A 24,755-nucleotide genomic window follows, 5' to 3' on the forward strand; every position below is an offset into this window, starting at 1 on the left:
CTCCCTGTGACTCTACTGCCCGTCGCCGCCGAAACCCAGGCCTACCAGACCCAGACCCGCAAGGCCGACCACCTGCGCATTTGTTTAGAGGGGCCGGTGCAGTGTGCCCAAATCACCACAGGGCTAGAGCGCTATCGGTTTACCCACTGCTGTCTGCCAGAGCTCGACTATCAAGATATTGACCTGGCCACGACGTTTTTGGGGCATCGGCTAGGGGCACCGCTGCTGATTTCATCGATGACCGGGGGCACGGCGGCGGCGCACCAGATCAACCGGCGACTGGCGGCGGTGGCCCAGCGCTACGGCCTGGCCATGGGGGTGGGCTCCCAGCGGGTAGGCGTAGAAAACCCCGCCGTGATGGAGACCTTCGCGGTCAGGGCGCAGGCTCCAGATATCTTGCTGCTGGCGAATCTGGGGGCGGTGCAGCTAAACTACGGCTACGGTCTTGACCAGTGCCGCCGCGTCGTAGAAACCCTCGAAGCCGACGCGCTGATCTTGCACCTCAACCCGCTGCAAGAGGCGGTGCAGACCGGAGGCGATACGAATTTCAAAGGACTGTTAAAGAAAATAGAGCAGCTCTGCGCTGGGCTACCCGTGCCCGTGATTGCGAAGGAAGTCGGCAACGGCATTTCGGCCCCCATGGTGCAACGGTTGGTAGAGGCCGGGATATCGGCGGTGGATGTGGCGGGGGCGGGGGGCACCTCCTGGGCCAGGGTGGAAAGCGAGCGGGCGGTGGATGCCCACCAGCGACGGCTAGGGCAGACCTTTGGCGAATGGGGTTTGCCCACGGCAGACTGCATTGTGCAGGCGCGTCAGGCGGCCCCCGCCCTGCCGCTAATTGCCTCCGGAGGGCTACGCCACGGGCTGGATGTGGCCAAGACCCTGGCCCTAGGGGCCGACCTGGCGGGGCTGGCAATGCCATTTTTGCGGGCCGCGAGTGAGTCAGAGGAGGCCGTAGTCGCCCTGGCAGAAGTGCTGATGGCAGAGCTGAGAACGGTGCTATTCTGCACGGGGCAGAGCCATTTGCCAGGGCTCCGCCAGGAGGGGGTGTTGGAGCGAGCCTAGGATCGGCTGTTTTGCCCTACCTAGGGATTGGGGTCGTCCCTTGAAGGTCGAGGTTAGGCGAATCGAAATGTGGTTCTGCCCTTGTAATCCAAGTGAAGAAGTAAACAGCAGCTCCGGAATTTCACCGGTAGTCAATGACTAGCACCTTATAGGACAGTCCTGTAAGACAAGCTCCTCAGATGGTGACAATCGAGGGCAGAAAACCTTATAAAAAGTCTCTAACTTGGTAGCGTTTGAGATTGAGTGCTGGCCAGCCTTGTTCTGCTTAGGTGATTTCTAGATAAGAACAATAAGAACATACCCTCATAGGATGGGCAAAGCTTGCCTGCCCGTCGGAACGAATGCCGAGCTGACTTACCTGGTGCCCTACGCCGTCAGAATTCACGGGTAGTTTAGGGGCCAAGGGAAATAGAGTAGAGGTTCTGAAAAGTTAGGTGAAGAACTTCATCTCTAACCTGTAATTTGTAATTATGGAAGTACGATTTCTAAACCCTCAGGAAGCGGTGACCTACCGCGATCTGCGCCTGCAAGCTTTACGAGAGTCACCAACGGCTTTTGCGTCTAGTTATGAACAGGAAGTGAGGTTGTCTTTAGGCGATTTCGCCGCTAGACTGCGCCCTAATGATGATTCTGCTAGCGGTGTCTTTGGCGCTTTCAACGATCGCAACCACCTCACAGGTATGCTCGGGTTTTCGCGGGAAACCCGGCTGAAGCGGGTTCACATTGGTACGCTCTGGAGTATGTATGTTTTGCCTGAGTTCCGGAGCCAAGGGGTAGGTGCCAGGCTTCTCGATAGCGCGATCGCCCACGCCCGACTGCTTGACGGGTTACGGCAGCTCACGCTCAGTTTCACAGCGGGTAATGTTGCCGCTGGTGCCCTCTACCGATCGCGCGGGTTTGAACCTTTTGGGCTAGCGCGGGAGGCCATGTGCATCGACGGCAATTATTTTGATGAGGAATATTTTGTACTATACCTAACCCGTGATGCCAGGCCAGTAAACCCTTTTTTGCGGCTCTGATGGGGCGGCAGGCGAGATCAGGTGTTATTCACAATTTGTTTTGCTGCATCAGCCCAGTCAGCTTGCGCTTACGACTGTGCTGGTTGAGCAACCTTTGGTAGTAGCCAGACCAATCCGCTGCTTGCCCTAGGGCGTGGTGAGCCGCCTTAACGCGTTTCAGCCATGCCACTGCATTGTCATAATACTTGGCCTTACCCTCATCCATAATCGATTCGGCGCGGGGGCGGGCACTGTCAATCACCCACTGGCTGTGGGTGGCAACGACCGTATCCATCACCCGCAGAATGAGGTGGCTGTGGTAGCTACTGAGGGCTGAGGCCACTGCGATCGCATCCTCTAGCAGCCCTTCATGGAGAAAAACATCGATCTGGGCCTGCTCTAGCCCCCAGGTTTGACCGGTGCGCAGGTGTTGCAGCAGCGTCTCGCGAATTGCAGGCCAGTCGGTTCCGGCTAGCATTTCGATCTTTTGGTAATCCTGAAGCGAGGGTTTGGCTTTGAACGCCATGACGCGAGCTTCCAGGGCCGCACTGGGGTTGCCCATGCCTTCGGCCAGATCACTGGCCCAGGTGGCAAAGTCAAAGGTCAGATAGGGATTGCTATGCTCAAACCGAAGGCCCTTAAGAGCAATCTCTAAAGCTTGGGAAAGCTGGTTTTGGGCTCTCATCGTCTCGGCTAACGCCTTGGCCTCGCTCAGGGTAGTCATTTGGCTTTGGGCAACGGACATCGCCTGGTCAACCCGCCCCAGCTGCCCCAGCATGGTCAAATACTGCTGAGTCTGCCCCTCGGCCTCAGCCAGGTGCAGATATTCCTCGTAGCGTTCCTGCCGGGCCAAAATTTTAAGGCGAATCTGGCTAAACTCATCGGCCCAGTCGGGCGCTTCCCCTGACCAGGCTCCCAGCTCTGAAATGTCTCCCTGCAAAACCCGCACCAGGGGCCGATAGTCCCAGCCCTGCCGCAGCGCCTCCATCGCCATGGCAAAGCTGCCCAGCCGATCCTGCCAGGCTTCCAGGTTTTCTTGCCACGCGAAGATTTCATCCTCGCTCAGGTCAGCGCTCAAAAGCACCTCAGCCCAGGCCGCATCAAAATCAACCCCCACCTCCTCGGGGGTGAGCCCGCAGAAGTCATCGATCTCGTCCCAATTGTTGATACAGCCTTCGGTAATAGCCTGCAGCGCCACTAGCGCATTGTCGGCATCCCCCTGTTCGGCAAAGGCCAGGGCATCGGCGATTAATGCGCCCATATCAGGCCCAATCTCGTCGTCGTCTTGGCCACATTCCCAGCCGCGTACGGCATTGCGCAAAATTTCCTTGGCCTGGCGCTGAAAGGGAACCGGATCGACGCTGGTTTTGCGTTTGGGGGGCGGAGTGGGGGCGGCCTCGGCGTGGGAGAGCAGGTTCGCGTAGCGATCGATCGCCTCGATCAAACTGGGGTTTTCGGCAACCAGGTGCTGCACCAGCCCTTGGGTTTGCACCAGCGTCAGCGGCGCTAACAGCTGGGCCAGGGGCGGACGCTGCTCTATGGTTTCGGGCTGGTGAATGCAGGCGAGCAGGGTGGCGACGATGTGCTTGCACCAGCCTTCAAAGTTGTAGAGGCAGCTACAGTCGGCATGGGTGACACCACCGCCATCAAAGTCGATGGTGACCCGGTAGGGCATGACCTCGTTGCCTTCGACCTCGGCCTGTAGGGTCTGCTCTCGCTGGGTGAGGGAGACCACCGCGCCAGTGCGAAAATAGCTTTCACCCCGAGCGTAGGACGGCTCGGTGGCATGGTGCTGAAGGGTGGCTGGGGTGAGGTTAGGCAGGGGCATGGGAGGGAGTGGGTTGGGCTTTACGGCTCGCCCTATTTCAATGGCTGACTTCCAGAGGCGTTGAAGTTCTCCTAAATTGACAAACCCGTGACTTGTGAAAGATCTGCTGTTTTCGCTGGTGATTTTGGGAGATCGATCGCGCCGTCACCGCCACCTATATCCTGGATAAGCTAGCCTACAGCTCTGAATCTCCCTGCACCCCCTGAATAATCCGCGATAGCTCGCTCTTTTCATCCACCGCAATCCGGGTGGGCGAACCGCTGATGATCCGCTCCAGGTTGCGGAAGGAGTCTTTAATATCTGGCCCCTGGCTGTTGATGGTGTACTCGCGAATGCCCTTGTCGTGCCACGAGCCGCGCATTTTAAATACGTTGATCGCCCGCGACAGTTCGCCCCGCACCTCCACGTATTGCAGCATCAAAATCGTGTCGGTAATGGTGGAAATGTGCGACTCGGTAATCGAGTGCAGCCCCATAAACTGCTCGGTGGTGTTGGTAAAAAAGCCGGTGATCTCTTCCTGCTTGGCAAAACCCGTTACCCCAATCACAAACTGCCGAAAGGAGTTGTTGCTGACGCCGCGATCGAGGGCCGACAGCGAGTCAATTGCCACCCGCGACGGCTTAAACTGCGAGATCTCGGTCTTGATGATTTGCAGGTGATCTTCCAGACCCGCCGACTCGGGGTAGGCGCAGATAATCTTCAGCAGCCCCTGCTCCTCCATAGCCTCAAAATCGACCCCCCAGGAGTAGGCGTTGCGGGAGAGCTGGGCGCGCGACTCTTCGTAGGCAAACAAAATTGCCCGCTCACCGCTCTTGCAGCCGTCCACCAAAAACTTGCTGACCAGCAGGGTCTTGCCCGTGCCCGTCGCCCCGGTGGCGAGAATAATTGAGTCTTTGAAGAAGCCGCCGCCGCACATTTCGTCCAGCGTCGGCACCCCCGACGACACCCGCGCATTGGACGATCGCTGAGTCAACTGCATTGCCCCCAGCGGGAAGATATTGATGCCGTCGTTGGTGATCGTAAACGGATACTCCCCCTTCATGTGGGTAGTGCCCCGCAGCTTGAGAATCTCAATGGTGCGGCGGCGGCGCTCCCCCTCCAGGGCATTGCGCACAATCACCACGTTGTCAGAGACAAACTCTTCAACGCCAAAGCGGGCCACCGGGCCGTACTCATCCAGGCGCTCGGTGGTCATCACCGTAGTCACCCCCATCAGCTTGAGGCGGGCCACCAGGCGAAAGATTTCCCGTCGCACCACCGAGGCGGCGTCGTACTGCTGAAACACCGCCGTCACCGAGTCGATGGAGACCCGCCGGGCCTTGTACTTGCGAATGGCGTACTGAATGCGCTCAATCAGCGCCGATAGGTCGAAGTTGCCCACCACATCCTGCCCTTCGGGGTCGGGGGAAGCGTCGAGAATAAACAGCTTGCCGTCGTCCACCAAATGCTGCAAGTCCCAGCCAAAGCTGTAGGCGTTTTGAATGATGTCTTCGGGAGACTCTTCAAAGGTGACAAGCACCCCTGGCTCATCAAATTCCGTGATGCCGTTGTAGATAAACTGCACCGCAAACAGGGTTTTACCAGTCCCGGAGGTGCCGCTTACCAAGGTCGATCGCCCCGCCGGCATGCCCCCGTGGCTGATATCGTCGAAGCCTTCGATTAGGGTGCGAATCTTGCGCACGCCGACCGGGGTTGAAGAGGGCTGTAAATCAGTTTGGTCAGAATCTGTCATGGGAGATTGATAAGGTCATGGGCAGCACGCCGCCCTTGATAATTACAGAACATCTTGAGGATTAAGCATACCCCGAACCGGTGGCCCTACCGTATCTAGGCGAGTTGTCCTCAAGAGCTTAGAACCCTGTCGCTGGCTATCGGGGGCTCGGCCTAGGGAGCAATTTTCCTGGCTTCTGTCCATGGCGCAGCTGAGTTAACCCACAGGCTAGAGCGGAATTGAAGGCTAGCCATAGATGTCGTCTTCGCGCAGCTCGTCGTAGAGTAGGTCGAGGCCAATTAGCACCCGCTCGCGGTCAGACAGGTCGCCGATAATTTTGCGCACCGGGGGCGGCAAAATTTTGGCCAGGGTGGGGGTCGCCAAAATCTTGTCCTCCTCCGCCAGCTGGGGGTTTTTCAGCACGTCGATCACCTTGAGGGCGTAGACTCCCTGAAATTCTTCCTCCAAAATATTGTTGAGGGTCTTGAGGGCTCGAATGGAGTTAGGGGTATTGCCCGCGACGTAAAGCTTCAGGATGTAGGTCTTTTTGATAGAGCTCATAGAACCCTCGGGGCTGGAACAGGGACAATCATGATTGTATCGGTAACATTTGGGCCGGGTAACTCTGCCCCTAAACCTGACGGGGAACCGATCGCCGGTACATTTCGCACAGATGGGCAATGACGTCGATCAGCGTGAGGCGATAGTCGAGCAAAATCTCTTCGCTGCGCCCCTCTAGCTTGAGCTGTTTTGAGAAGCTATCCATCAGCTCCATATGAATCTCAACGATCTGAGCGACGGAGATATCGGCCATGAAGGCCTGATCGACAAAGTCGTCGATCAGCTGGTTGAGGTTGATTTTGGCATCTTTAGCGAAATAGCCCAAGACAATGATGCGATAATCTGCCTTGAGCTGACTCAGAAACGCAGTGCGGTCATCGGGGCTCATATGACGCAAAAAAGAGCTAGGGCTGCGTTTGTAATAGACGCCTAGATAGCCTAACCGGGCCTTAAGTTTTTCTGTTAGGCGATGTTGCTGAGCGCTCAGACCGTCGGAAAGGGCGTTAGCCTTGGCAGCCGCAGTCGCTGATGTAGAACCGAGGCTGGGCAGCTGCAAAAATTCTTGAATGGCGTTCTGAATCACCCAGTCAAGCTGGGGCAGGGCATCGTCGGCAAGGTGAACCACGGCTCCAGGGTAGGCCTCGGCCCCGGCCAGCGGGACGGCACTGTTGGTGGGCGGCTGGTCAGGGGCGGTAGATTCTGTCTGGCCAATTAGCACCACCACCGGCAGCATTAGCCCTAGCTTTATCAGCGCAGGACGCAGAGCTTGACGCCAAACTTTATCGTTAACCACCAGGCAGTCGGGCAGCTCAGGGTGACTCTGTAGCCAGTCTAGGGTGTCTCCGAGCACAGCCGTTTGATGCACAACGTAGCGACTGGGATCCAGATGCAGCTCGGAACCCTGCTCAACCTGATCGCTGTGGGTCAGGACACAAATTTGAAGGGGGTCAACCAAGGGGAAAACAGGGGTGAGCGGGATAAGAAAGCGCCTGACAGGTTCAGGACAAACCGGCCAGAACTCATCTGGGCCAGAACGCACTACCCTGGCCTGGGGATGTCAGGATATTGTCAATTGTAAAGGGTGGTTGCCAGAATACAGCCTGCCCCCTTAAACCTGGAAACAAACCCCTTGGGGAATAAGCCCATGGCGCTGCCGCCCCTCGACTGTGTTTTGAGCCCTGTTCCGGCCTACGGTTTGACAACTCCCCTGGAGCGCATCGCCCTGGCCCTGGGGCAGCTGGGAGCCGTGCCCCCCAGCCACATTGTTGTCGTCGATGGGGAGCAGCACCCGCTGGGGGCGATCGCCCTCGGGCGGCTGTGGGCGGCCAGCCAGGCAGCTTTGCCGCCGGGCGAAGGGATTGAGGCATCCCCGCTGCGGTTGGCTGACTGCCAGGCCTGGTTAGAGCCCGTCGTAGCAGTCGTTGATCGGGAGTGGGGCGATTGCCCCACCAGCGCCCGGCTCAGAGCCATGGCCCTGGAGCCAACCTTTGCCCTCTGGGTATGCACCAGCGCCGACGGCTGCTACCGAGGGGTGCTCAACCCCCTTAAGCTGATGGCCTGGCTGGGCGCACCTGAACCCTTAGATACAGGCAATATCGCCGCGCCGCCGCTGGAATTGGGACAGCAGGCCTGGGTGCTGGAACTCAGCCACGCCCTCAAAACCCCGATGACGACGCTATTAGGACTATCGACCCTGCTGCTCGACAGTCGGGTGGGGTCGCTGAGCGATCGCCAGTTCCGCTACGTGAGCCTGATGCGGCAGGCCATCCGCAAACTGACCGGCCTAATTAACCTACTGCTCGACTGGATGCGGCTAGAGTCTGGCCAGCTGAGCCTCAACCTAGAGCGGGTAGACCTTAAACCCATGGCCGATGAGCTACTGTCTAGCTTTCTCAGCGTCCAGCCTGAGGGCGGGGCGGCGGCCTGGGCTGAGGAGTTTACGGTGGACTGGGCGATCGCAGAGGGCTGGGTGCAGGCCGACCCCCTGCGCTTGCGCCAGAGTCTTCACTATGGTCTGGGCTACCTATTGGCCCACGGTGCTACGCCCGGCGGCCTGGCGATCGAGCCCTGGGGGCCTTGGCTAAGCCTTACTCTGTGGAGTTCAACCTTCATCGTTGACCCCGGCCCACCCCTAGAACCGTCAATCCTAGGCTTTGAAACGCAGCCCGCTCCCCAGGCGCTAGAAGGGTTAGGGATTGCCCTAGCTCGGCGCTTCAGCCAGCTCCAGGGGGGCGAATTCAGCGGCTTGAGCGTCCCCACCTGGGGCAGCCGCATGACCCTGCTGCTGCCCCAGCCCAGCCCAGCCCACGAGGGCGAAACCGTGCTGGTACTGCTGGCCAGCGCCAGCATGGCCGTAGTTGACCAGGTCTACGGGAGTCTGCGGGGCAGCCCCTACCGCCTGGCGGTGGCTGCCTGCGGTCAAGCCCTGGCGGCTATGCAGGCTCGCCTCGCTCCCCGCTGCACGCTGATTCACTGGGAAGGTCTGGCCGATGCCCCGGTCGATGGGGCCGCCCAGATGGCTTTTGTGCAGCGCCTGGAGATCTCTAAAGCGGTGGTGTTGCAGTCTTCCCCAGGAAACGATGCCGAGTTGGTCGAAGTAAAGCCTGGAGCCACGCCGCTCAAGACCCTGTACCTGGAAACCCTGACCCAGGGGCTAAGAACTACCCTAGACCAGATCTGCCTAGCACCGTTGCTACCGCTCCCAGACGGGTTAACCATGCTGCTGCTGCGCCCGTCGGCGGTTGCGGAGCCAAGTACGCTGCCCCCGCTGGTGCACACCTGGCTACAGCGCTACCACTGCCGCCTGTTGCAGGTAGACGATCTACAGCAGGCCAGCCTGCTCAGCCGGGTTTGGCGGCCCCAGGCGGTCATTTTAGACGGGGCAGAGGCGGTGTCTATCGCTTACCTGCAAGACGTTGCCCACCAGCCAGACCTGGCTAAACTTCCCCTGATCACCCTAGTTCCCCCGGCCAATGAAGACGCCGCTGTAGCCCTGGGACTAACGCTGATCCCTTGCCCAGAGGTGTTGACCCAGCCGCCCGCTCTAGCGGTGGTGAGTTTAATGCGGGCGATCGCCCTGCATCTCGCCGAAAGTTAGGCCAAACCAGTTAATTTTGCTGCCGCCAAGCAAAATAGGTCCGTGCAGTATAGTTGAGCATCATTCCTATGGGCCAATTTGGGCATATTGAGACCACTGCCATGGGCACTGAAACCGCCAAGCCAAGCCGATGACCTATGCACGATCCCAAGATCCATCGCATTGACCCTGTAATCGCTCCCTCATCGGCCTGCTTTTCCGCTTCTAATAATGCTTTCTTGTACTGGCTTACCCTGACCCTGCTGCCACCCCAAAACGAGACTTGTCAAACCGCTTTTCTGGCGATGTCCCCAGGCACGGCTGCCCCCCAGCGGCTAATCGATGTGATGCCGGGCATTGTGTTTCAGGCCGATGGCGATGCCGGCTGGTCAATGCGCTATCTCAGCGCCGGCTGCCATTCCCTCACCGGCTACCAGCCTGAGGAGCTGCTCAGCCCCAACTACCCAGCGTCGTACAACACCATTACCCACCCGGACGATCTGCCCCGAGTGCTGGTCAGCATTCGCCAGGCCGTCGATCTGCGCCAGGCCTACGAGGTCGAATACCGCATCCATACCCGCAGCGGCGAAGAGAAATGGGTGTGGGAGAAGGGATCGCCCATTGTGGACAGCCAAGGGCAGATCAGCGGCATTGAAGGGTTTATCACCGATATCACCCCACTCAAACGGTCGGAGGCGGCCCTGCGCCAGGTGGAGCAAGCCCTCAAAGCGCGGGAAGACCTGCTGGAGCTGGTGCTAGACAGTATTCCCCAGCCCCTGTTCTGGAAAGACAGTCAGGGTCGCTACCTGGGCTGCAACCAGGCCTTTGCTACGGCCATGGGCCTGTCGTCTCCCGCCGAGATTGTGGGGGGCACCGACACCGCTCTGCCCTACATCAACGTGGAAGAGGCCGCCTACCGGACTGCCCGCGATCGCCTGGTGATGGCCCAGGGCATTGCCGATCTCCAGGCCATTGAGCCCCAAACCTACCCCGATGGCCACCAGGGCTGGGTGGACTGTAGCCGCCTGCCCATGCGCGACGCCGACGGCACCGTGGTGGGAGTGCTCTGCACCTTTGAAGATGTGACGGCGCAGATTGCCTCCCAGCAGGCTCTCAAGCGGCGAGAGCAGACCCTGTCCACCCTGGCCGAGATTCAGCGCCTGCTGCTGGCCTGGCAGTGGGATTGGCAAGAGCCCTTGATCCTGGCGATTTTTGCGGCTTTAGGAGAGCTGGCTGGGGCCAGTCGGGTCTACTACTACGAGCTGCAAGGGGGCCAGGGCGAACCGTTTTCTCTGCGCCAGCGGGTGGAGTGGTCGGCCCCAGGAATCGTCTCCACCGTTGGCGATCCCCGCTTTCAGACGTTGCCCTTAGAACCGCTGTTTACCGATTGGCACAGCCAGCTGCGGCAGCAGCAGCCTATCAATCAGGTGGAATCAGACTTTTCTGACTTCCAGCGCCAGGTGCTGTCTAGCCCTCCCAGCAGTGTGAAGTCGATTCTGCTGCTGCCCCTTACCCTGCAAAACCGACTCCAGGGGGTGATGGGGTTCAGCAACTGCATTGCCCCGCGCCCCTGGGCCGAGGCCGACGTTGACCTCCTCCAGGTGGTGACCGCTGACCTGGCCCTAGCCCTGGAGCGTCGCCAGACCGAGCTGTCGCTGAAGCAGGCAGAACTGAAGTACCGCAGCATGTTTGAGAATGCCGTCGAGGGCATGTTTCAAAGCACTCCCGAGGGGCAGTATCTAACCGTAAACCCCATGCTGGCCAGGCTTTACGGTTATGAGTCGCCCCAGGATTTGATGCAGACCCTGACCAATATTAACCAGCAGCTCTATGTGCAGCCTGGCCGCCGCCAGGAATTTACCGATCTGATTCAGGCTGGTGGGGCGGTGCTGGGGTTTGAGTCAGAGGTGTATCGCAAAGACGGGGCGGTGATCTGGATTTCGGAGTCGGCGCGGGCCATCTACGACGATCGCAACCAGTTAATCGGCTACGAGGGCACCGTCGAGGATATCACCGATCGCAAGCGGGGAGAGGCGGCTATTTTGCGGCGCGATCGCCTGCTGCAAGGGGTGGCCGAGGCCAGCCAGTGCCTGCTCACCAGCACCGATATGAACCAGGCCATTCCCCAGGTGCTGGCCCGGTTGGGGGAGGCGGCTACCGCCGATCGCGCCTACGTCTACACCCACCACCCCCAGTCGATCACCGGGGAACCGGCCATGACCCTGTGCTACGAGTGGACTACCCCCGCCACGGCCCCCGGCATTGACCAGCCCTACTGGCAAGATCAGAGCTACCGCGCCCTGGGCCTAGAGCGCTGGCTCACTTTGCTAGAGCAGGGTAAATCGATCTGTGCCCTGACCCGCCATTTCCCCCCCGGCGAGCAGGCGGTGTTACTGAGGGACAGCATTCTCTCGATTTTGATGGTGCCCATTTTTATTGACGCCCAGCTGTGGGGCTACATTGGCTTTGACGCCTGCCAGCAAGAGTGGGAGTGGAGCACCAGCGACGAGTCGATTTTAGTGGCGGTGGCCGCCAGCCTGGGGGGTGCCCTCAAGCGCCAGCAGACCGAGGCGCAGATGTGCTATCAGGTGTACCACGACACCCTCACCGGACTGCCCAATCGAGCTTTTTTTGACCAGCATCTGCCCCAGGCGATCGCTCGCACCAGCCAGACCGACCACATGCTGGCCGTGATTTTTCTTGACCTCGACCACTTCAAAACCATCAACGACACCCTCAGCCACGCCGTGGGCGATCTGCTGTTGCAGCAGGTCACTCAGCGCATCAGCGCCGCCCTGCGGGCCGAAGACATTGTGGCCCGCTGGGGCGGCGACGAATTTACGCTAATTTTGCCCAACCTGGCCACCGCCAGCGACGCTGCCAAAGTAGCCCGGCGCATTGCCGACCAGCTCACGTCAACCTTTTTGCTGCAAAACCATGAGCTGCATGTCACCGCCAGCCTGGGTATTGCCCTATTTCCCCAAGACGGCCAGGACATGACCACCCTGCTGCAAAACGCCGATGCCGCCATGTATCGGGCCAAGCAGCAGGGCCGCAACAACTACCAGTTCTACACCCAGAGCCTCAGCACCGAAGCCGCCCAGCGCCTGAAGCTAGAGACCTACCTACACCACGCCCTGGGCCGCGACGAATTTGTGCTCTACTACCAGCCCCAGGTGAATGTCGTCACCGGGGTAGTGGTGCAGATGGAGGCCCTGCTGAGGTGGCAGCACCCCACCCTGGGGCTGGTAGCTCCGGGCCATTTTATCCCTCTAGCAGAGGAAAACGGCCTGATTGTGCCCATTGGCGAGTGGGTGATGCGCACGGCCTGCACCCAGGTGATGGCCTGGCACCGGGCGGGGCTACCCCTGGTCAACCTGGCGGTCAACCTGTCGGCCCGACAGCTCCAGCACCCCAACTTGGTCAATGTGGTCACTGCTGTGCTCAATGAAACCGGCCTGCCTCCCACCTATCTAGAGCTAGAAATTACCGAAACGGCGGCCATGGCCGACATGGCCGCCTCGATCGAGCGGCTGCGCGACCTGCGCCAGCTCGGCGTCAAAATTTCGATGGATGACTTTGGCACCGGCTACTCCTGCCTTAGCCACCTGAAGCAGTTTCCCCTCGACGGCCTCAAGATCGATCGCGCCTTCGTCAAAGACTTACCCCACAGCCCGGTTGACCAGGCCATGGTCAACGCCATTATTGCTATGGCCAAGGGGCTCTCCCTCAGCCTGGTGGCCGAGGGGGTCGAGACCGCCGATCAGACCCTGTGCCTCTACGAGCTGGGCTGTACCGAAATGCAGGGCTACCTGTTTGGCTACCCCCAGCCAGCGGCAAAAGCAGTGCCCTACTTGCAAGCCAGCCATGGCCAAAAGTGGCGGCTGGTGTAAGGCTTAGGGGGTGAATAGCTGCGAGGTGGATCGATAAGAGCGGCTAGACAAGGGCGGCTTTGAGGCTTTGGCAGAAATCGGCAATGGTGTGCAGAGCGGCCTCAGGACTGTCGGCGGCTAGCCGTTTGACAAAGGCACTGCCCACAATCACGCCGTCGGCCCCCCAGGCTTTGAGCTGCTGGGCCTGGTCGGGGTCGGAGACGCCGAAGCCCACGCCCACGGGTTTATCGGTGGACTGTTTGAGACTGTCAATCAGGTCTTTGACGCGGCTTTGCAGTTCGCTGCGAACGCCGGTTACTCCGGTGACGCTGACCAGGTAGACAAACCCCTGGGCCTGGGCGGCGATCGCAGCAATGCGCTCCGACGGCGAGGTCGGGGCCACCAGCAGGGTGACATCAATATTGGCGGCGGCGGCGGCGGTTAGCAGCGCATCGACCTCTTCGAGGGGCAGGTCAGGCACGACAAGGCCAGCAATTCCTACCGCCGCTAGATCGGCCATAAACTGATCAATACCCCGGTTGAGGATGGGGTTGTAGTAGGTAAACAAAATCAGCGGAGCGTTCAGCGGCGGCTGCAGCGCTTTCACCATGCCCAGAACGGCGTCGAGGGTGACCCCCTGGGCTAGGGCGCGGGTGGCGGCGGCTTGAATTACCGGCCCGTCGGCTAAGGGGTCAGAGTAGGGTACCCCCAACTCAATGAAGTCGGCCCCGTTTTCATCCAGCACCCTCAGGGCTGCAGCGGTGGTCGCCAGGTTAGGATCGCCAGCGGTAATAAAGGGAATCAGGGCGCATTCGCCCCGCGCTCGCAGGTCACGGAAGCGATCGGAAACAAGGGCCATAGCAGGGTACCGAAGACGTAGTCCAAAGCGGGTGAGCCAAAGGGATTGGGCAAACTTCGCCCAATAGAGCACTTTAGGGCAAGAGGGGCACTACGTCTATGGTTTCAAGCTCAGCGGCCAGGGCCAAAGTTTGGATCTTCCCCAGGTCTAATTTTGAGGAGCGCCGATAATGCCCTACTCGCTGTCACCCTCGCTGAGCTTTTCTTGGAGAGCCGCCAGCTGCTCGGGGCTGAGTTCGTCGAGCCGCCGCTGCAACACCGCTGACTCGTAGTCTTCCATTTGCTGGTTAAGGGTCATCTTGTGGGTGACGACCCTCAACAGATAGCTGGCCAGCCAGGCCACCAGGCCGCCTACCATCACCACCTGGCTCCAAATACCAGCGTTGATGCCGTCTAGGCCAAACAGCCGAAAGCCAAGGAACAGGCAGCCCCCGGCTAGAAAAATGCCGAGGCCAATGGCAATAACGTCAATCCGTCGCATAGCCTCCTAGGCCTTGAGGTCGCGGGGCTGCGGGCGAAAATTCAAAAAGGGGCTAAACAACAGCATGCCGGGGAAAAAGACAAAAACAAACCCGTAGAGCAGAGTGCGCTCGATGGAGCCCGCCACGTACCAGCGCCGCCGCACGTAGAAAATCAGCGCCAGGGGGACTACCAGCAGGTAGAGCCCGGCAACCCCGGCGTACGCTCCCGCCGCCAGTAGAAAATCATTTGATAGCTCTGGCAATGTCATGGTGATTGTCCACTAACCCGACTGTAAAGCCCAATAACTTGGGCGCAGAGACTACTTTATGCCCCGCTTACCCCAAATCATAGTGCTTCTTTGAAGATTGTAAAAGGAAAGCTGGTTGGCGGTCTCAGGTTGTGCGCTCTTCTACCTGCACAATGGCGCGATCGCCCAAGCTCACCAGCCCCCCCCGTAGTACCCGCGCGTACAGCCGACTGCTGCCAGGGTGGTGCTTTTGGCTAATGCGGCTAAAGCGGCGATCGCTAAACCAGCGCGTCAGCGTACGGCAGGGGGCGGCGTAGTCGGTAATCTCGACCAGCACTTGGTTGCCCAACTGGAGCTGGCTGCCTGGGGCCAGATTGGCCCAATCTATCCCGGCTAGGGTGAGGTTTTCGCCTGCATGGCCGGGGGCGATGGGATGCCCCTCTTGCTGGAGCAACTCAATGACCTCTAACGACCAGAGGCAGAGGGCGCGATCGGGGCCGCCGTGGAATTTGAGATCGCGCTGGCGATCGCCCTCCAGACCGGCCAGGGTCACCTCCCCAGCGGACACCGGCAGTTTAGGCACGCCGCCGTCGGAAAGATTGATCTGGACAACTCGACCAGTGAACTTCATGGGGCAGACCTGGGGCAGGGTTGAAGGGGCTTAAGGGGGCGTGAGGGGCGTAAAGGGGCGAACTCAACATCCAAAAAGCTGGGCAAGAGAAGGCTTTGAACAGATCCACTGTGGGCGGGGAAAGGTTTCAGGGGTGGCCTGCTTGCGCGATCGGCAACGCCCGCTGGAACTGTCCTTACAAATTCCATATAAGCTCTGTGGTACGTTTTAGCTCAAATTTACGGCAGAGCATTGTCTGCCTGAATTTTTAACATTGGGGCGCTGGGCATCGACAACTGAATCCGGATCCATTTAAGAATCTTTACAGGATTTTTGTGGTATTCACGGATGACCTTGGTATGATTTGCCGAGTTTGGCAGCGGAATTTAAGTCTTTCGACTGTTGACAATGGGCTATTCGGCCCTGTGGGAGTGGTTATAAGGCATATCTCTGACTAATTCAGAGGCGTGCTGTGGTGTGATGAGTGGTCTCAGAGGGGTGGTGTGAGACGTATTCAGCGACGACTGTACCGGGGGCTGCTGTTCTTGCTGGCCCTGGTTTTAAGCTATTGCCTGAGCCATGCAGGGCCATCGTCGACGGTGGCGCAGGCTCAGAGCCAGATTTTTGTTAACCAGGCTTCGGCCCAGTTTGTAGGCCCTACAGGGCCGTCTACCACCGTCTCTAACCAGACGCAGGTGGGCACTGTGGTGCCACCAGGGCCGCAGCTACCGCTGCTGCAAATTACCAAGACCGCTGACCGCGCCGCTGCCGAACCCGGTGATGTCGCGATCTATCGGCTGCTGGTCACCAACGTCTCGACCCAGGCGGCCACGCCACTCACCATCACTGATCAGCTGCCCCTGGGGCTGCTCTACGTGCCCAACTCGGTGCAGGCAACTCCGCAGCAGCCCACCCAGGTGGTCACCACCGACAGCAGTTTGACCCTGACCTTTGCCTCCTTAGGCCCTGGGGAGTCGGTATCGGTAGCCTACGGAGTCTTGCTGACCCCTGATGCCGTGCGCGGCGGCGGGCGCAATATTGCCCAGGCCTCGGCCCCCGGCTTTACGCCGGTAACTGCCGCCTACCAGATGACCATTCGTCCTGGCATTGTGGCCGACTGTGGCACCATTCTGGGCCGGGTGTTTGTCGATAGAAACTTCGATGGGCAGCAGCAGCCCGGTGAGCCTGGGGTACCTAACGCCGTCATTTTTATGGACGATGGCAACCGTATTTTGACCGACCCAGACGGGTTGTTCTCGCTGGCCAACGTGCTGCCGGGCTACCGGGTTGGCACGCTGGATCTCTACAGCCTGCCTGGCTATACCCTGGCCCCCAACCTCTACCGCATTGAGGAAAATAGCGCCTCTCGCTTTGTGCGGTTGTCGCCCGGTGGCCTGGGTCGGATGAACTTTGCCGTTACACCAACCTTTGGGGAGGAGCAGTCATGATGCCTCTGTCTTCTCGTTCGCTGGGGTTGGGCCTGTTAACCACCCTGGCTGGCTCGTTCGGTCTGCTGCTGCCTGGCCATGCGGCCCCTGGGGATCTGGGTACGGCGGCGGATCTGAACGTCTCCGGTAGCTCAGGTGCAGCGGTGGAATCGGTGGTTGACGCCACTGCGGCTGAACCCGCCGCCGTCGAAACGCTAGAGATACCGTTGCCACAGTCGTCGCCCGCCTCTGAAGCTGTAGTTTCGACGGCGACTACTGCATCGCCTTGGGCCGATTCAACGGCGGCGATCGCTGCCGCCACCGTCCTGCCCTCAGGCGATCTCCCTACCTCTGACACCAATGCTCTGCCCGGCGAAGGTGGGTTGCCCCTGGCTAACCGCAGCGAAAACTCCGAGCTATTTGAATTTCAGTTTGGCGGCGACCAGCTGCCCCTCGACCCGCCCCCCACCCAGCCGCTGCGGCCTGTCGTGCCCCAGCCGGAGGTAGCGACCTACAGCATTACCGTCGAGCCCGAGCGCGACATTCAAATACCGGCCAACGGGCGATCGGCACTGACTCTGGTGGGAGCGGTCACCGCTGCCGAGGGCGTCCCCCTTGATGACAATGTGGTCGTGACCCTGACCAGCAGCGCCGGGGAGTTTATTGGGGCCGACTACGATAGCGATCGCAGCGGATTTCAGGTGCTGGCCCGGCAGGGGCTATTTGAGGCGCGGCTGCGATCGACCCTTGATGCCCAGTCGGTCACAGTGCGGGCCACGGTCGATCCCCGCACCCTGCGCGAGCTTGACCCCACCCTGCGGGAGGGTTATCCAGCCCTAGAGGCCACTACCCAGGTGAGCTTTGTCACCGACCTGCGCCCCACCATCATTTCTGGGGTAGTTGACTTCCGCATTGGCCGAGGCGGCACCAATCTGCTGGGGAGCTTCAGGGACTTCCTCAGCGCCGATTCCCTCAACCAAGATGTCGAGGTGAGCTTTACCACCGGGCTGTTTGCAACCGGAGCCCTGGGCGATTGGTCGTTTACCGGGGCTTACAACAACACTCGCGGCCTCAACGATCGCTGCGACGGCAACGGCCTCTACCGCGATGTGCAGGCCTGCGACCAGACCTATCCGGTCTACGGCGACAGTTCCACCACCGACTTTCTTACCGAGTCGATCGACAGCCTGTACCTGCGCTTTCAGCGTGACTCGCTCGCGCCCGACGCCGACCCCGACTACTTCATGTGGGGCGACTACGGTACCCAGGAGTTTGCCGGGCAGTCGCAGCAGTTCACCGCCACCGTGCGCGAGCTGCACGGCTTTAAGGGCAACTACACCTTTGGCAACGGCCTCCAGCTGACCGCCATGTACGGCGACAACGTGCGGCCTCTCCAGCGCGACACCATTGCCCCCGACGGCACCAGCGGCTACTACTTCCTGTCGCGGCGGCTGGTGCTGCGGGGCAGTGAGAACGTGTTCATCGAAGCCGAGGAATTTAACCGCCCCGGCACGGTACTGGAGCGCACCCCGCTCTACCGTGGCGTCGACTACGACATCGACTACGATCGCGGCACCCTACTCTTTCGCCAGCCGGTGCGGGCCGTAGACCTCAACCCCCTGGGCACCACCCTGGTGAAGCGCATTGTCGTCACCTACCAGGTGGATGATGCCTCGGTGCGAGGCAGTCTCTACGCCGGGCGCTTGCAGTACCGCCCCGAGGGCGATAACGGCGGTGTCGTTGGGGCCACCCTGCTGACCGAAAACCAGGGGGCCCAAGACTTCACCCTCTACGGGTTCGATTTCCTCTGGCCCCTGGGCGATCTGGGCCGGGTCACGGGCGAATTTGCTCGCTCGTCGTTTAATACTGGGGGCACCAACAGCCAGGGCAACGCCTATCGCATTGAGCTGAGCGGCACCCCCTTCGACGGCATCACCGGCCAGGCCTATTACCGCTCCACCGACAGCGGCTTTAACAACACCGCCACCAGCAGCTTTAGCCCCGGCCAGACCCGCTGGGGGGCCCAGGTGCAGGCCCAGGTGGGGGCGCAAACCCAGCTGCGTGCCCTGGTCGATCAGGAGCGCAACGTGGGCAATGCCGTAGCGGTACAAACCACTGCCACGGGACTGCTCCAGCCCGGCTTCAACCCCGTGCGGGGGGGAGTCGTTGACAACACCCTCACCGAGATTCGGGCCGGCATTATTCAGCAGATTGGCAGCGCCACCCTGGGAGTGGACTTTGTCAATCGCTCCCGCGAAGATCGCCTGACCAACTTCTCCACCGACGCTAATCAGCTGGTGTCGCGGCTCAACCTGCCGTTGACCGCCACCCTGAGCGCCCTGGCCCAGAGCGAACTCAACCTGAGTACCTCTGACCCCCTCTACCCCACCCGCAATACCGTGGGGCTAGAGTGGGCGGTGCAGCCCGGCGTCAGTCTGCGGCTGGCCCAGCAGTTTCTATCGGGGGTGCAGGGGCCAAGTTCAATCACCAGCCTCGACACCATCGTTGACTACCAGCTCGACGACAACACCACCCTGACCAACCGCTACTCGCTGTTGGGGGGCTACAACGGCATTACCGGTCAGGGCGCAGTCGGCCTAAACCACCGGCTGACGCTGGCCCCCGGCCTGCGGGCCACCTTTGGCTTTGAGCGCATCTTTGGGGATGCCTTTAACCTGACTGGGCTAGGTCAGCAGTTTGCCCAACCCTTCGCAGTGGGCCAGGGGGCCTCGGGGCTGGGGCTACAGGCCTCCACCGTGTACTCGGTGGGCCTGGAGTACACCGACAACCCCGACTGGCAGGCCAGCGGCCGCATTGAGTACCGTGACTCGCCGGGTTCGAGCAACCTGGTGCTGGGGGCGGCGGCGGCTGGAAAAATTACCGACTCGCTAACCGGCCTGGCCCGCTTTGATCTGGGCAATTTTGCCAACCAGACGATCACCGACCAGCTGGGAGATTCCAGCACCCTGCGCCTGGGGCTGGCCTACCGCAACCCGGTGAGCGACCAGTTTAACGGTCTGCTGAGCTACGAGTTTCGCAACAACCCCAGCAGCACCCCCAACAGCATCTTGCAGGGGGTCAGTTCTGAGGCCCAAGACCACACCCTGTCACTGGAGGGCATCTACGCCCCCAACTACCGGTGGGAGTTTTACGGCAAGTACGGCCTGCGCTATAGCACCGCCAACCTGGCCCAGGATATTGGCTTCTCGAACAGCATTCACCTGGCCCAGGCACGGGCCACCTATCGCTTTGCCTACCGCTGGGATGTGGGGGCTGAGGTGCGCTGGTTAGGGCAGCCGGTGGTGGGCTACAACGAAACCGGCTTTGCCCTGGAGGCGGGTTACTATCTGACCCCCGATGTGCGGCTGGGGCTGGGCTACAGCTTTGGTGGGGCCAGCGACGGCTCCTTTGTGGGCGGCGGCAGCTATCGGTCGGCCAGTGGTCCCTACTTTGGTATTACCGCCAAGGTCAACCAGTTGTTTAACCGCTTTGGGGTGCAGCCGGTGTCGCCACCTCAGCAGCAAGACTCTTACGTGGATGAGGCGGCCCTGATCGACAGGCCCGAGGCCGATGCAACGGGCACTGCCCCAGGAGGTGAGGAATGAATCAGCGGTGGTGGATCGGATATGGTGCGCTCGCTCTGACCGTGCCGGGATTGGCCCTGGCGGTGGCTCCAGTGGCGGGGCAGTCGGCCCTGGCGACCTACAGCCTGCGGGTGACCAGCGCCGAGGATGGGCTAGTGCAGCCCGATGAAGGACTGACTCTACGGGAGGCGATCGAGCTGGCCAACGGCACCCTCACCCCTGAGCAACTGAGCGAGGCTGAGCAAGCCTTTGTGCAGCCTCTACCCGCCGGGCAGGGGTCGCGGATTGGCTTTGACCTGCCGGTGGGGCAGACCACGATCGCCCTAGTCGATCTACTGCCCGAGATTGTCGCGCCAGAGCTAGTCATCGACGGTACTACCCAGGCGGGCTACGATGCCGCTGCCACCTATGACCCCAAATTTCCGGCTACACCAGCGGTGAGTTTGACGGTGGCTGAGGGCAGCGAGGTGGCTCGTGGCCTCACGATCGCCGCCGATGGGGTGACGGTGCGGGGGCTGAGTTTGTACGGGTTTAGGACGAGCGATCGCGCCACCCAGACCACGCCACCCTCCGATATTTTCGTCAGCGCCCTGGCTCCCCCGGTGGATGCTAGCCCCCTCAGCCCCGCCCTAGAGCTGTTTCGGTTGACCCAGCCCGAGACGGTGCCCCGAGGGGTAGTAATCGAGCAAAACTGGCTAGGGCTGCCCCCCGATGGCGAGTTTCCTGCCGTGCCTTCGGCCTTTGGGGTAACGGTGTTTAACGCCATAGAGACCACGATTCGCAACAACCGCATTCAAAACCACGACGGCAGCGCCATCATTACGGGCTTTCGGGCCGATGGCTTGCAGGTGAGCGAGAACGCCATCATCGGCAACGGTCTGGCCGGGATGCCCGACGCCATTCGACTGGAGGGTACGATCGCCGCCAGCGCCATTACCGACAATTTGATCTGCGCCAACGACGGCAGCGGCATCTATCTATTTAAGCCGGAGGGAGCCACCCAGATCTCGGGCAACGCCATTCAGTACAACGGACGACGGTTTGAGCGGGCGGCGGTGTACCTAATGGGCAGCGACCACCAGCTCAGCGACAACTTTATTGGCTACCAGCCGGGGCCAGGGGTGGCGGTGACGGCCTACCCCGAGAGCCACCGCAACCAGATTCGCGGCAACCGCTATGCCGAGCTAGACGGCCTGGCCATTGACCTCAACACCCAGGGCAACACCGGGGTGACAGACTTTCAAAAGGGGGATGGGCCAAACCCCCCGCGCAACTCCCACCAACGCCGCCACGAAACCGGCAACGCCGCCATCAACGCCCCCCAGTTTGACGCCTATCGCTTTGCTAGCGGTGCGGCGGAGGTCACCCTGACGGGTACCGCCGACCCCGGCAGCGAGGTGGATCTGTACCGGGTGGCGGAAGATGGCTTTCCCTACAGCCCCCTGAGCGAGCCTCTCGGGACGGTGACCGCTAGCCCCGAGGGCACCTTTAGCGCCAGTCTGGCGCTGCCGCCCGGTACTCGGGTGAGCGCGATCGCCACCGATCCGGCCTGGGGCACCTCAGAACCTGCCGCCGTCGCCGCTGTGCTGGCCGCCGATGGCACCCTGCCCGATCTGCCCGTCACCCCAGCGGAGCTACCCAACTGCGACCCGCCCGCACCGCCTCCGGAACCCGTCGAGCCACCGCCGCCCCTGGAGCCCCTACAGCTCGAAATTCCGCGCAACATTCACTTTGCCCTCGATCGCTCCAACATTAGCCCCGAGAGCGCCGGGGTGCTCGACCAGATTGCCGCCGCCCTGCTGGAGTATCCCTTCCTGACGGTGGAACTACACGGCCACACCGACCCCCGCGCTAGCGCCGCCTACAACCTGGCCCTGAGCGAACGCCGCTCCCTGGCCGCCCGCGAGTACCTGATTCGCCAGGGGGTGCCCATGGAGCGCATGCGGATTGTGCCCCTGGGTGAGACCCAGCGCCGCAGCGAGGGCAGCGGCCGCGTCGAATATGCCCGCGATCGCCGCGTCGAGTTTATCTTTACCGACGTGCGCGGCCTCGATATCATCTTCCTCAACCAAGAGGCCGACCTCCAGCTTGAGTAGGCAGAGCCGACCCAGCCAGTCCGATCTAAACGCTATTCCCTAACGTTTACTGAGTCAGTCCATTGATGTCCGTCATGTGCCAGTCTCCTATGCCCATGCCTTCGCAACAGAATGCTGCGCCGCAACCTATTCTCGGCCCTCGGTGGCTGAGCTGGCTGGGTGGTCTAGTCATTGCAGTGGCATTTCTGCTGGGAGGGGCGTCCCCAGCCCTGGCCCAGCTGACGTCTTCAGTACCAGTCGATACCCTGATTACCGTCGATCAGGCAGCTACCACCACCAACTATCCAACGGCTCCCTATGCGAGCCCCTGTGATCCCACTGTACTCACCACCTGCCCTGCCGGTACCACTAATCTGACCTTTGGCGGCGATACTAATGCCGTATTGCAGGCCATTGTCGCTGGGGGAATTCGGTTTGAACCGGCTACCGATCTGCTGCCACCCGTCGGTCTGGCCGAGCAGGTCGTCTTTCGCCGTTTTGGGCCGGGGGCCGGCCCAGGCCTCGACCAGCGACAGCTGCTGTTCTATGAATCAACCACCGCCAACGGCACGACTGTCACCCTGTCCCCCAATGAAGCCGCCAGCATTGAAGAAGCGATGCTGAGCCGGGTGATCAACCGGGGCATTGACAACGTCTTTAATAATGGTGAAGCGGGGCCTGGCACCCAAAACACTCAGAACAATATCGAGCGCATCGATTACATCATTGCCAATCCTGGAGTGCAGGTTAGCGCAGCCGAAGTCAACGATGTGGGCTTTTTGATTTTGGAGCGGGGCGGCAACGACGGCTTTGGCATCGCGGCCATTACCTCTGTAGACGGGGCCGGAAACCCACTCACCTATGGCCCTTTGGTAGATGTACTCGGGGCGGACTGGGGCGGTGGGGGTGACATTGGGGTGAGCTTTCCTAGCGCAGTCCTGCGCAAGGACGATCCAGCCTTTACAAACCCTGCCTTTAGACCCACTCACGTTGTGGGTAACCAGAGTGTACGTGGTATTTTCTTCCCGATTAGCTCGCTACTCGATGCCCCTCAAAACACCCAGCCATTTTTTGGATTTTCTCTATTTGCGGCCGATGTAGATAATACGTTTGACCTGGCCCAGTTTACGACGTTTCCGACGGCGACTACGGGCGCTAGCGTCGGCGGTGACGGTGGGCTAGACCTGATCGCCGGAGGCTTTGGCCTAATTCGACGAGCGGGTTCGTTTGCCCTCATTAAGCGTGTGACTAACCTGATTGGCCCCGCCACCCTACCCGACTTTACCCAAGTGCTAGGCACCGGCAGCGCCGTTGATCTACTGCGCAGCAACAACCTAGGCCAGGGGTTGATCACGATTGCCGACCCGCCGGTTCAGACGAGCAATGGCATTGAGTACACCATTTACCTAACGAATTCCGATACCGCCAACGTCACCGATGTGGTGGTGTGTGACCAGATTCCGGCAGGGACGACGTTTAACCCCGACGGCTATGGGGCAGGTCTGGGCATTGAGGCGATCGCCTCCTCCAGCCCGCCGGGGCCAGCAGTTACCTACACCAGCGCTGCCGACGGCGATCCTGGCACCTTCTTTGCACCGGGGGCGGCCCTGCCTGCGGTCTGTGGTGCCAACCAAAACAATGGCGCGGTGGTGGTGACGGTGGGGCCGGTGAATGCCAACCAGGTAGGGCTAATTCGCTTTAGAACCACCGTAAACTAGCGGATTGCTGCCCCTGCCGACAAAACGGCTGGCCGGTCGGCCAGCCGTTTTAGTATGTGCGCCAAGTCGTGGGCAAAAATGGGGCGCGTCGCTGGGGTGAGGGGGGGAATGTGCACAAACAGAGCCTCGGTCGGCCAGCGGTGCTTGGCGATCGCCCCCAGCAGCCGGTAATACAGGTGGTTGCACACGTAGGTACCGGCGCAGTCGCTAATCACCGTCAAGTGAGTATCCGCCATCAGGGCTTCCAGCGGTAGGGAAGTGGGTACCGCCCGATCTTCCTGTCTACCGTAGCGCTCTAGGTTGAGGTGGGTGCGGCCCTCGGCCATGCCGCAGCACACCACCACCGAGGGCCGCAGCTCGGCCACCTTGGCGATTACCCGAATCGGGGCCAGCTCAAAGCTGACGGGAATGTGGCGGAGGACAGCGGTGCCCGAGGGTATCTGCCGCTGCCGTTGCAGATGGCCGATCAGATCGTCGGCGGCGTTGGAGGGCTGGTGGGCACGCCAGGGGGCGAAGGTGGTAATAAGCATGATGATGAGATGAGGAGGGTGAGGGAGATGGGAGAGATCCGCTGACGACAACGTTATCCAAAATCCAAAATTCTCTCGAATCTGCCAGGTAGGATAGAGTCTGTAGAAATCCCGATACCCCAGAAAAACGAAC

17 protein-coding genes are annotated in these 24,755 nt (G+C 60.6%); 8 read left to right on the forward strand and 9 right to left on the reverse strand.

All coding sequences use genetic code 11. From position 1 onward, the window contains the following. The first annotated feature begins 6 nt into the window (after window positions 1–6). Both fni and VB780_RS19310 read left to right on the forward strand, forming a co-directional pair. Window positions 7–1,065 carry a type 2 isopentenyl-diphosphate Delta-isomerase gene (gene fni / locus VB780_RS19305; protein ID WP_323352807.1) on the forward strand — a complete coding sequence of 353 codons (1,059 nt, stop codon included), beginning with the start codon at window positions 7–9 and terminating at the stop codon, window positions 1,063–1,065. A gap of 470 nt (window positions 1,066–1,535) precedes the next feature. Next, window positions 1,536–2,084, forward strand: a complete 549-nt coding sequence (locus VB780_RS19310) for a GNAT family N-acetyltransferase (RefSeq protein ID WP_323352808.1) — start codon at window positions 1,536–1,538, stop codon at window positions 2,082–2,084. A 28-nt stretch (window positions 2,085–2,112) separates the two neighbouring features. On the opposite strand, the gene VB780_RS19315 is transcribed toward VB780_RS19310, so the two are convergent. The 4 genes from VB780_RS19315 to VB780_RS19330 form a co-directional block, all read right to left on the reverse strand. Beyond that, window positions 2,113–3,891: an SWIM zinc finger family protein gene (locus VB780_RS19315; protein ID WP_323352809.1), complete on the reverse strand. Its 1,779-nt coding sequence runs from the start codon at window positions 3,889–3,891 to the stop codon at window positions 2,113–2,115. Window positions 3,892–4,066: 175 nt separating this feature from the next. Further along, window positions 4,067–5,623 carry a circadian clock protein KaiC gene (gene kaiC / locus VB780_RS19320; protein WP_323352810.1) on the reverse strand — a complete coding sequence of 519 codons (1,557 nt, stop codon included), beginning with the start codon at window positions 5,621–5,623 and terminating at the stop codon, window positions 4,067–4,069. A 225-nt stretch (window positions 5,624–5,848) separates the two neighbouring features. Then, window positions 5,849–6,163: a circadian clock protein KaiB gene (gene kaiB, locus VB780_RS19325; RefSeq protein ID WP_073609295.1), complete on the reverse strand. Its 315-nt coding sequence runs from the start codon at window positions 6,161–6,163 to the stop codon at window positions 5,849–5,851. Window positions 6,164–6,233: 70 nt separating this feature from the next. Beyond that, on the reverse strand, window positions 6,234–7,118 hold the full coding sequence (locus VB780_RS19330; RefSeq protein ID WP_323352811.1) for a circadian clock protein KaiA: 885 nt from the start codon (window positions 7,116–7,118) through the stop codon (window positions 6,234–6,236). A gap of 189 nt (window positions 7,119–7,307) precedes the next feature. Between VB780_RS19330 and VB780_RS19335 the strand changes: the two genes are divergently transcribed. Further along, the gene (locus VB780_RS19335) at window positions 7,308–9,260 is read left to right on the forward strand and encodes a HAMP domain-containing sensor histidine kinase (RefSeq protein WP_323352812.1); all 1,953 of its coding nucleotides are present in this window, start codon (window positions 7,308–7,310) and stop codon (window positions 9,258–9,260) included. A gap of 137 nt (window positions 9,261–9,397) precedes the next feature. Next, a complete protein-coding gene (locus tag VB780_RS19340; protein WP_323352813.1) occupies window positions 9,398–13,132 on the forward strand; it encodes an EAL domain-containing protein in 3,735 nt (1,244 codons plus the stop codon). Window positions 13,133–13,175: 43 nt separating this feature from the next. On the opposite strand, the gene trpA is transcribed toward VB780_RS19340, so the two are convergent. From trpA to VB780_RS19360, 4 genes are all read right to left on the reverse strand, one after another. Beyond that, entirely contained in the window at window positions 13,176–13,970 is a 795-nt protein-coding gene (gene trpA / locus VB780_RS19345; protein WP_323352814.1) for a tryptophan synthase subunit alpha, read from the reverse strand. A gap of 174 nt (window positions 13,971–14,144) precedes the next feature. Next, complete coding sequence (locus VB780_RS19350; RefSeq protein ID WP_323352815.1) at window positions 14,145–14,450, reverse strand: DUF3007 family protein; 306 nt, start codon at window positions 14,448–14,450, stop codon at window positions 14,145–14,147. Window positions 14,451–14,456: 6 nt separating this feature from the next. Further along, entirely contained in the window at window positions 14,457–14,699 is a 243-nt protein-coding gene (ndhL, locus tag VB780_RS19355; protein WP_323352816.1) for an NAD(P)H-quinone oxidoreductase subunit L, read from the reverse strand. Window positions 14,700–14,823: 124 nt separating this feature from the next. Then, window positions 14,824–15,309 carry an MOSC domain-containing protein gene (locus VB780_RS19360; protein ID WP_323352817.1) on the reverse strand — a complete coding sequence of 162 codons (486 nt, stop codon included), beginning with the start codon at window positions 15,307–15,309 and terminating at the stop codon, window positions 14,824–14,826. A 482-nt stretch (window positions 15,310–15,791) separates the two neighbouring features. Between VB780_RS19360 and VB780_RS19365 the strand changes: the two genes are divergently transcribed. The 4 genes from VB780_RS19365 to VB780_RS19380 all read left to right on the forward strand — a co-directional run bounded on the left by VB780_RS19365 (window position 15,792) and on the right by VB780_RS19380 (window position 24,092). Continuing rightward, window positions 15,792–16,736, forward strand: coding sequence for a hypothetical protein (locus tag VB780_RS19365; protein WP_323352818.1), 945 nt, complete (start codon window positions 15,792–15,794; stop codon window positions 16,734–16,736). Beyond that, window positions 16,733–20,320 (forward strand): TonB-dependent receptor, encoded by a 3,588-nt coding sequence (locus tag VB780_RS19370; RefSeq protein WP_323352819.1) that lies wholly within the window; start codon window positions 16,733–16,735, stop codon window positions 20,318–20,320. The genes VB780_RS19365 and VB780_RS19370 overlap by 4 nt, the downstream gene beginning before the upstream one ends. After that, a complete protein-coding gene (locus VB780_RS19375; protein WP_323352820.1) occupies window positions 20,317–22,395 on the forward strand; it encodes an OmpA family protein in 2,079 nt (692 codons plus the stop codon). Before VB780_RS19370 ends, VB780_RS19375 begins: the two co-directional genes overlap by 4 nt. Window positions 22,396–22,490: 95 nt before the next feature. Beyond that, entirely contained in the window at window positions 22,491–24,092 is a 1,602-nt protein-coding gene (locus VB780_RS19380; protein WP_323352821.1) for a DUF11 domain-containing protein, read from the forward strand. Here VB780_RS19380 and VB780_RS19385 read toward each other — a convergent pair. After that, window positions 24,089–24,622, reverse strand: coding sequence for a hypothetical protein (locus tag VB780_RS19385; RefSeq protein WP_323352822.1), 534 nt, complete (start codon window positions 24,620–24,622; stop codon window positions 24,089–24,091). The two genes, VB780_RS19380 and VB780_RS19385, sit on opposite strands and share 4 nt — an antisense overlap. Between the last annotated feature and the right edge of the window lie 133 nt (window positions 24,623–24,755).

It is taken from the genome of Leptolyngbya sp. CCNP1308 (assembly GCF_034932455.1).
Classification (GTDB): Bacteria; Cyanobacteriota; Cyanobacteriia; order Phormidesmidales; family Phormidesmidaceae; genus Nodosilinea.

Coding starts and splice junctions, on each gene's coding strand:
- VB780_RS19310 (WP_323352808.1), top strand. CDS start 1,536: ATGGAAGTACGATTTCTAAACCCTCAGGAAGCGGTGACCTACCGCGAT.
- VB780_RS19315 (WP_323352809.1), bottom strand. CDS start 3,891: ATGCCCCTGCCTAACCTCACCCCAGCCACCCTTCAGCACCATGCCACC.
- kaiC (WP_323352810.1), bottom strand. CDS start 5,623: ATGACAGATTCTGACCAAACTGATTTACAGCCCTCTTCAACCCCGGTC.
- kaiB (WP_073609295.1), bottom strand. CDS start 6,163: ATGAGCTCTATCAAAAAGACCTACATCCTGAAGCTTTACGTCGCGGGC.
- VB780_RS19335 (WP_323352812.1), top strand. CDS start 7,308: ATGGCGCTGCCGCCCCTCGACTGTGTTTTGAGCCCTGTTCCGGCCTAC.
- VB780_RS19340 (WP_323352813.1), top strand. CDS start 9,398: ATGCACGATCCCAAGATCCATCGCATTGACCCTGTAATCGCTCCCTCA.
- trpA (WP_323352814.1), bottom strand. CDS start 13,970: ATGGCCCTTGTTTCCGATCGCTTCCGTGACCTGCGAGCGCGGGGCGAA.
- VB780_RS19350 (WP_323352815.1), bottom strand. CDS start 14,450: ATGCGACGGATTGACGTTATTGCCATTGGCCTCGGCATTTTTCTAGCC.
- ndhL (WP_323352816.1), bottom strand. CDS start 14,699: ATGACATTGCCAGAGCTATCAAATGATTTTCTACTGGCGGCGGGAGCG.
- VB780_RS19360 (WP_323352817.1), bottom strand. CDS start 15,309: ATGAAGTTCACTGGTCGAGTTGTCCAGATCAATCTTTCCGACGGCGGC.
- VB780_RS19370 (WP_323352819.1), top strand. CDS start 16,733: ATGATGCCTCTGTCTTCTCGTTCGCTGGGGTTGGGCCTGTTAACCACC.
- VB780_RS19375 (WP_323352820.1), top strand. CDS start 20,317: ATGAATCAGCGGTGGTGGATCGGATATGGTGCGCTCGCTCTGACCGTG.
- VB780_RS19380 (WP_323352821.1), top strand. CDS start 22,491: ATGCCTTCGCAACAGAATGCTGCGCCGCAACCTATTCTCGGCCCTCGG.
- VB780_RS19385 (WP_323352822.1), bottom strand. CDS start 24,622: ATGCTTATTACCACCTTCGCCCCCTGGCGTGCCCACCAGCCCTCCAAC.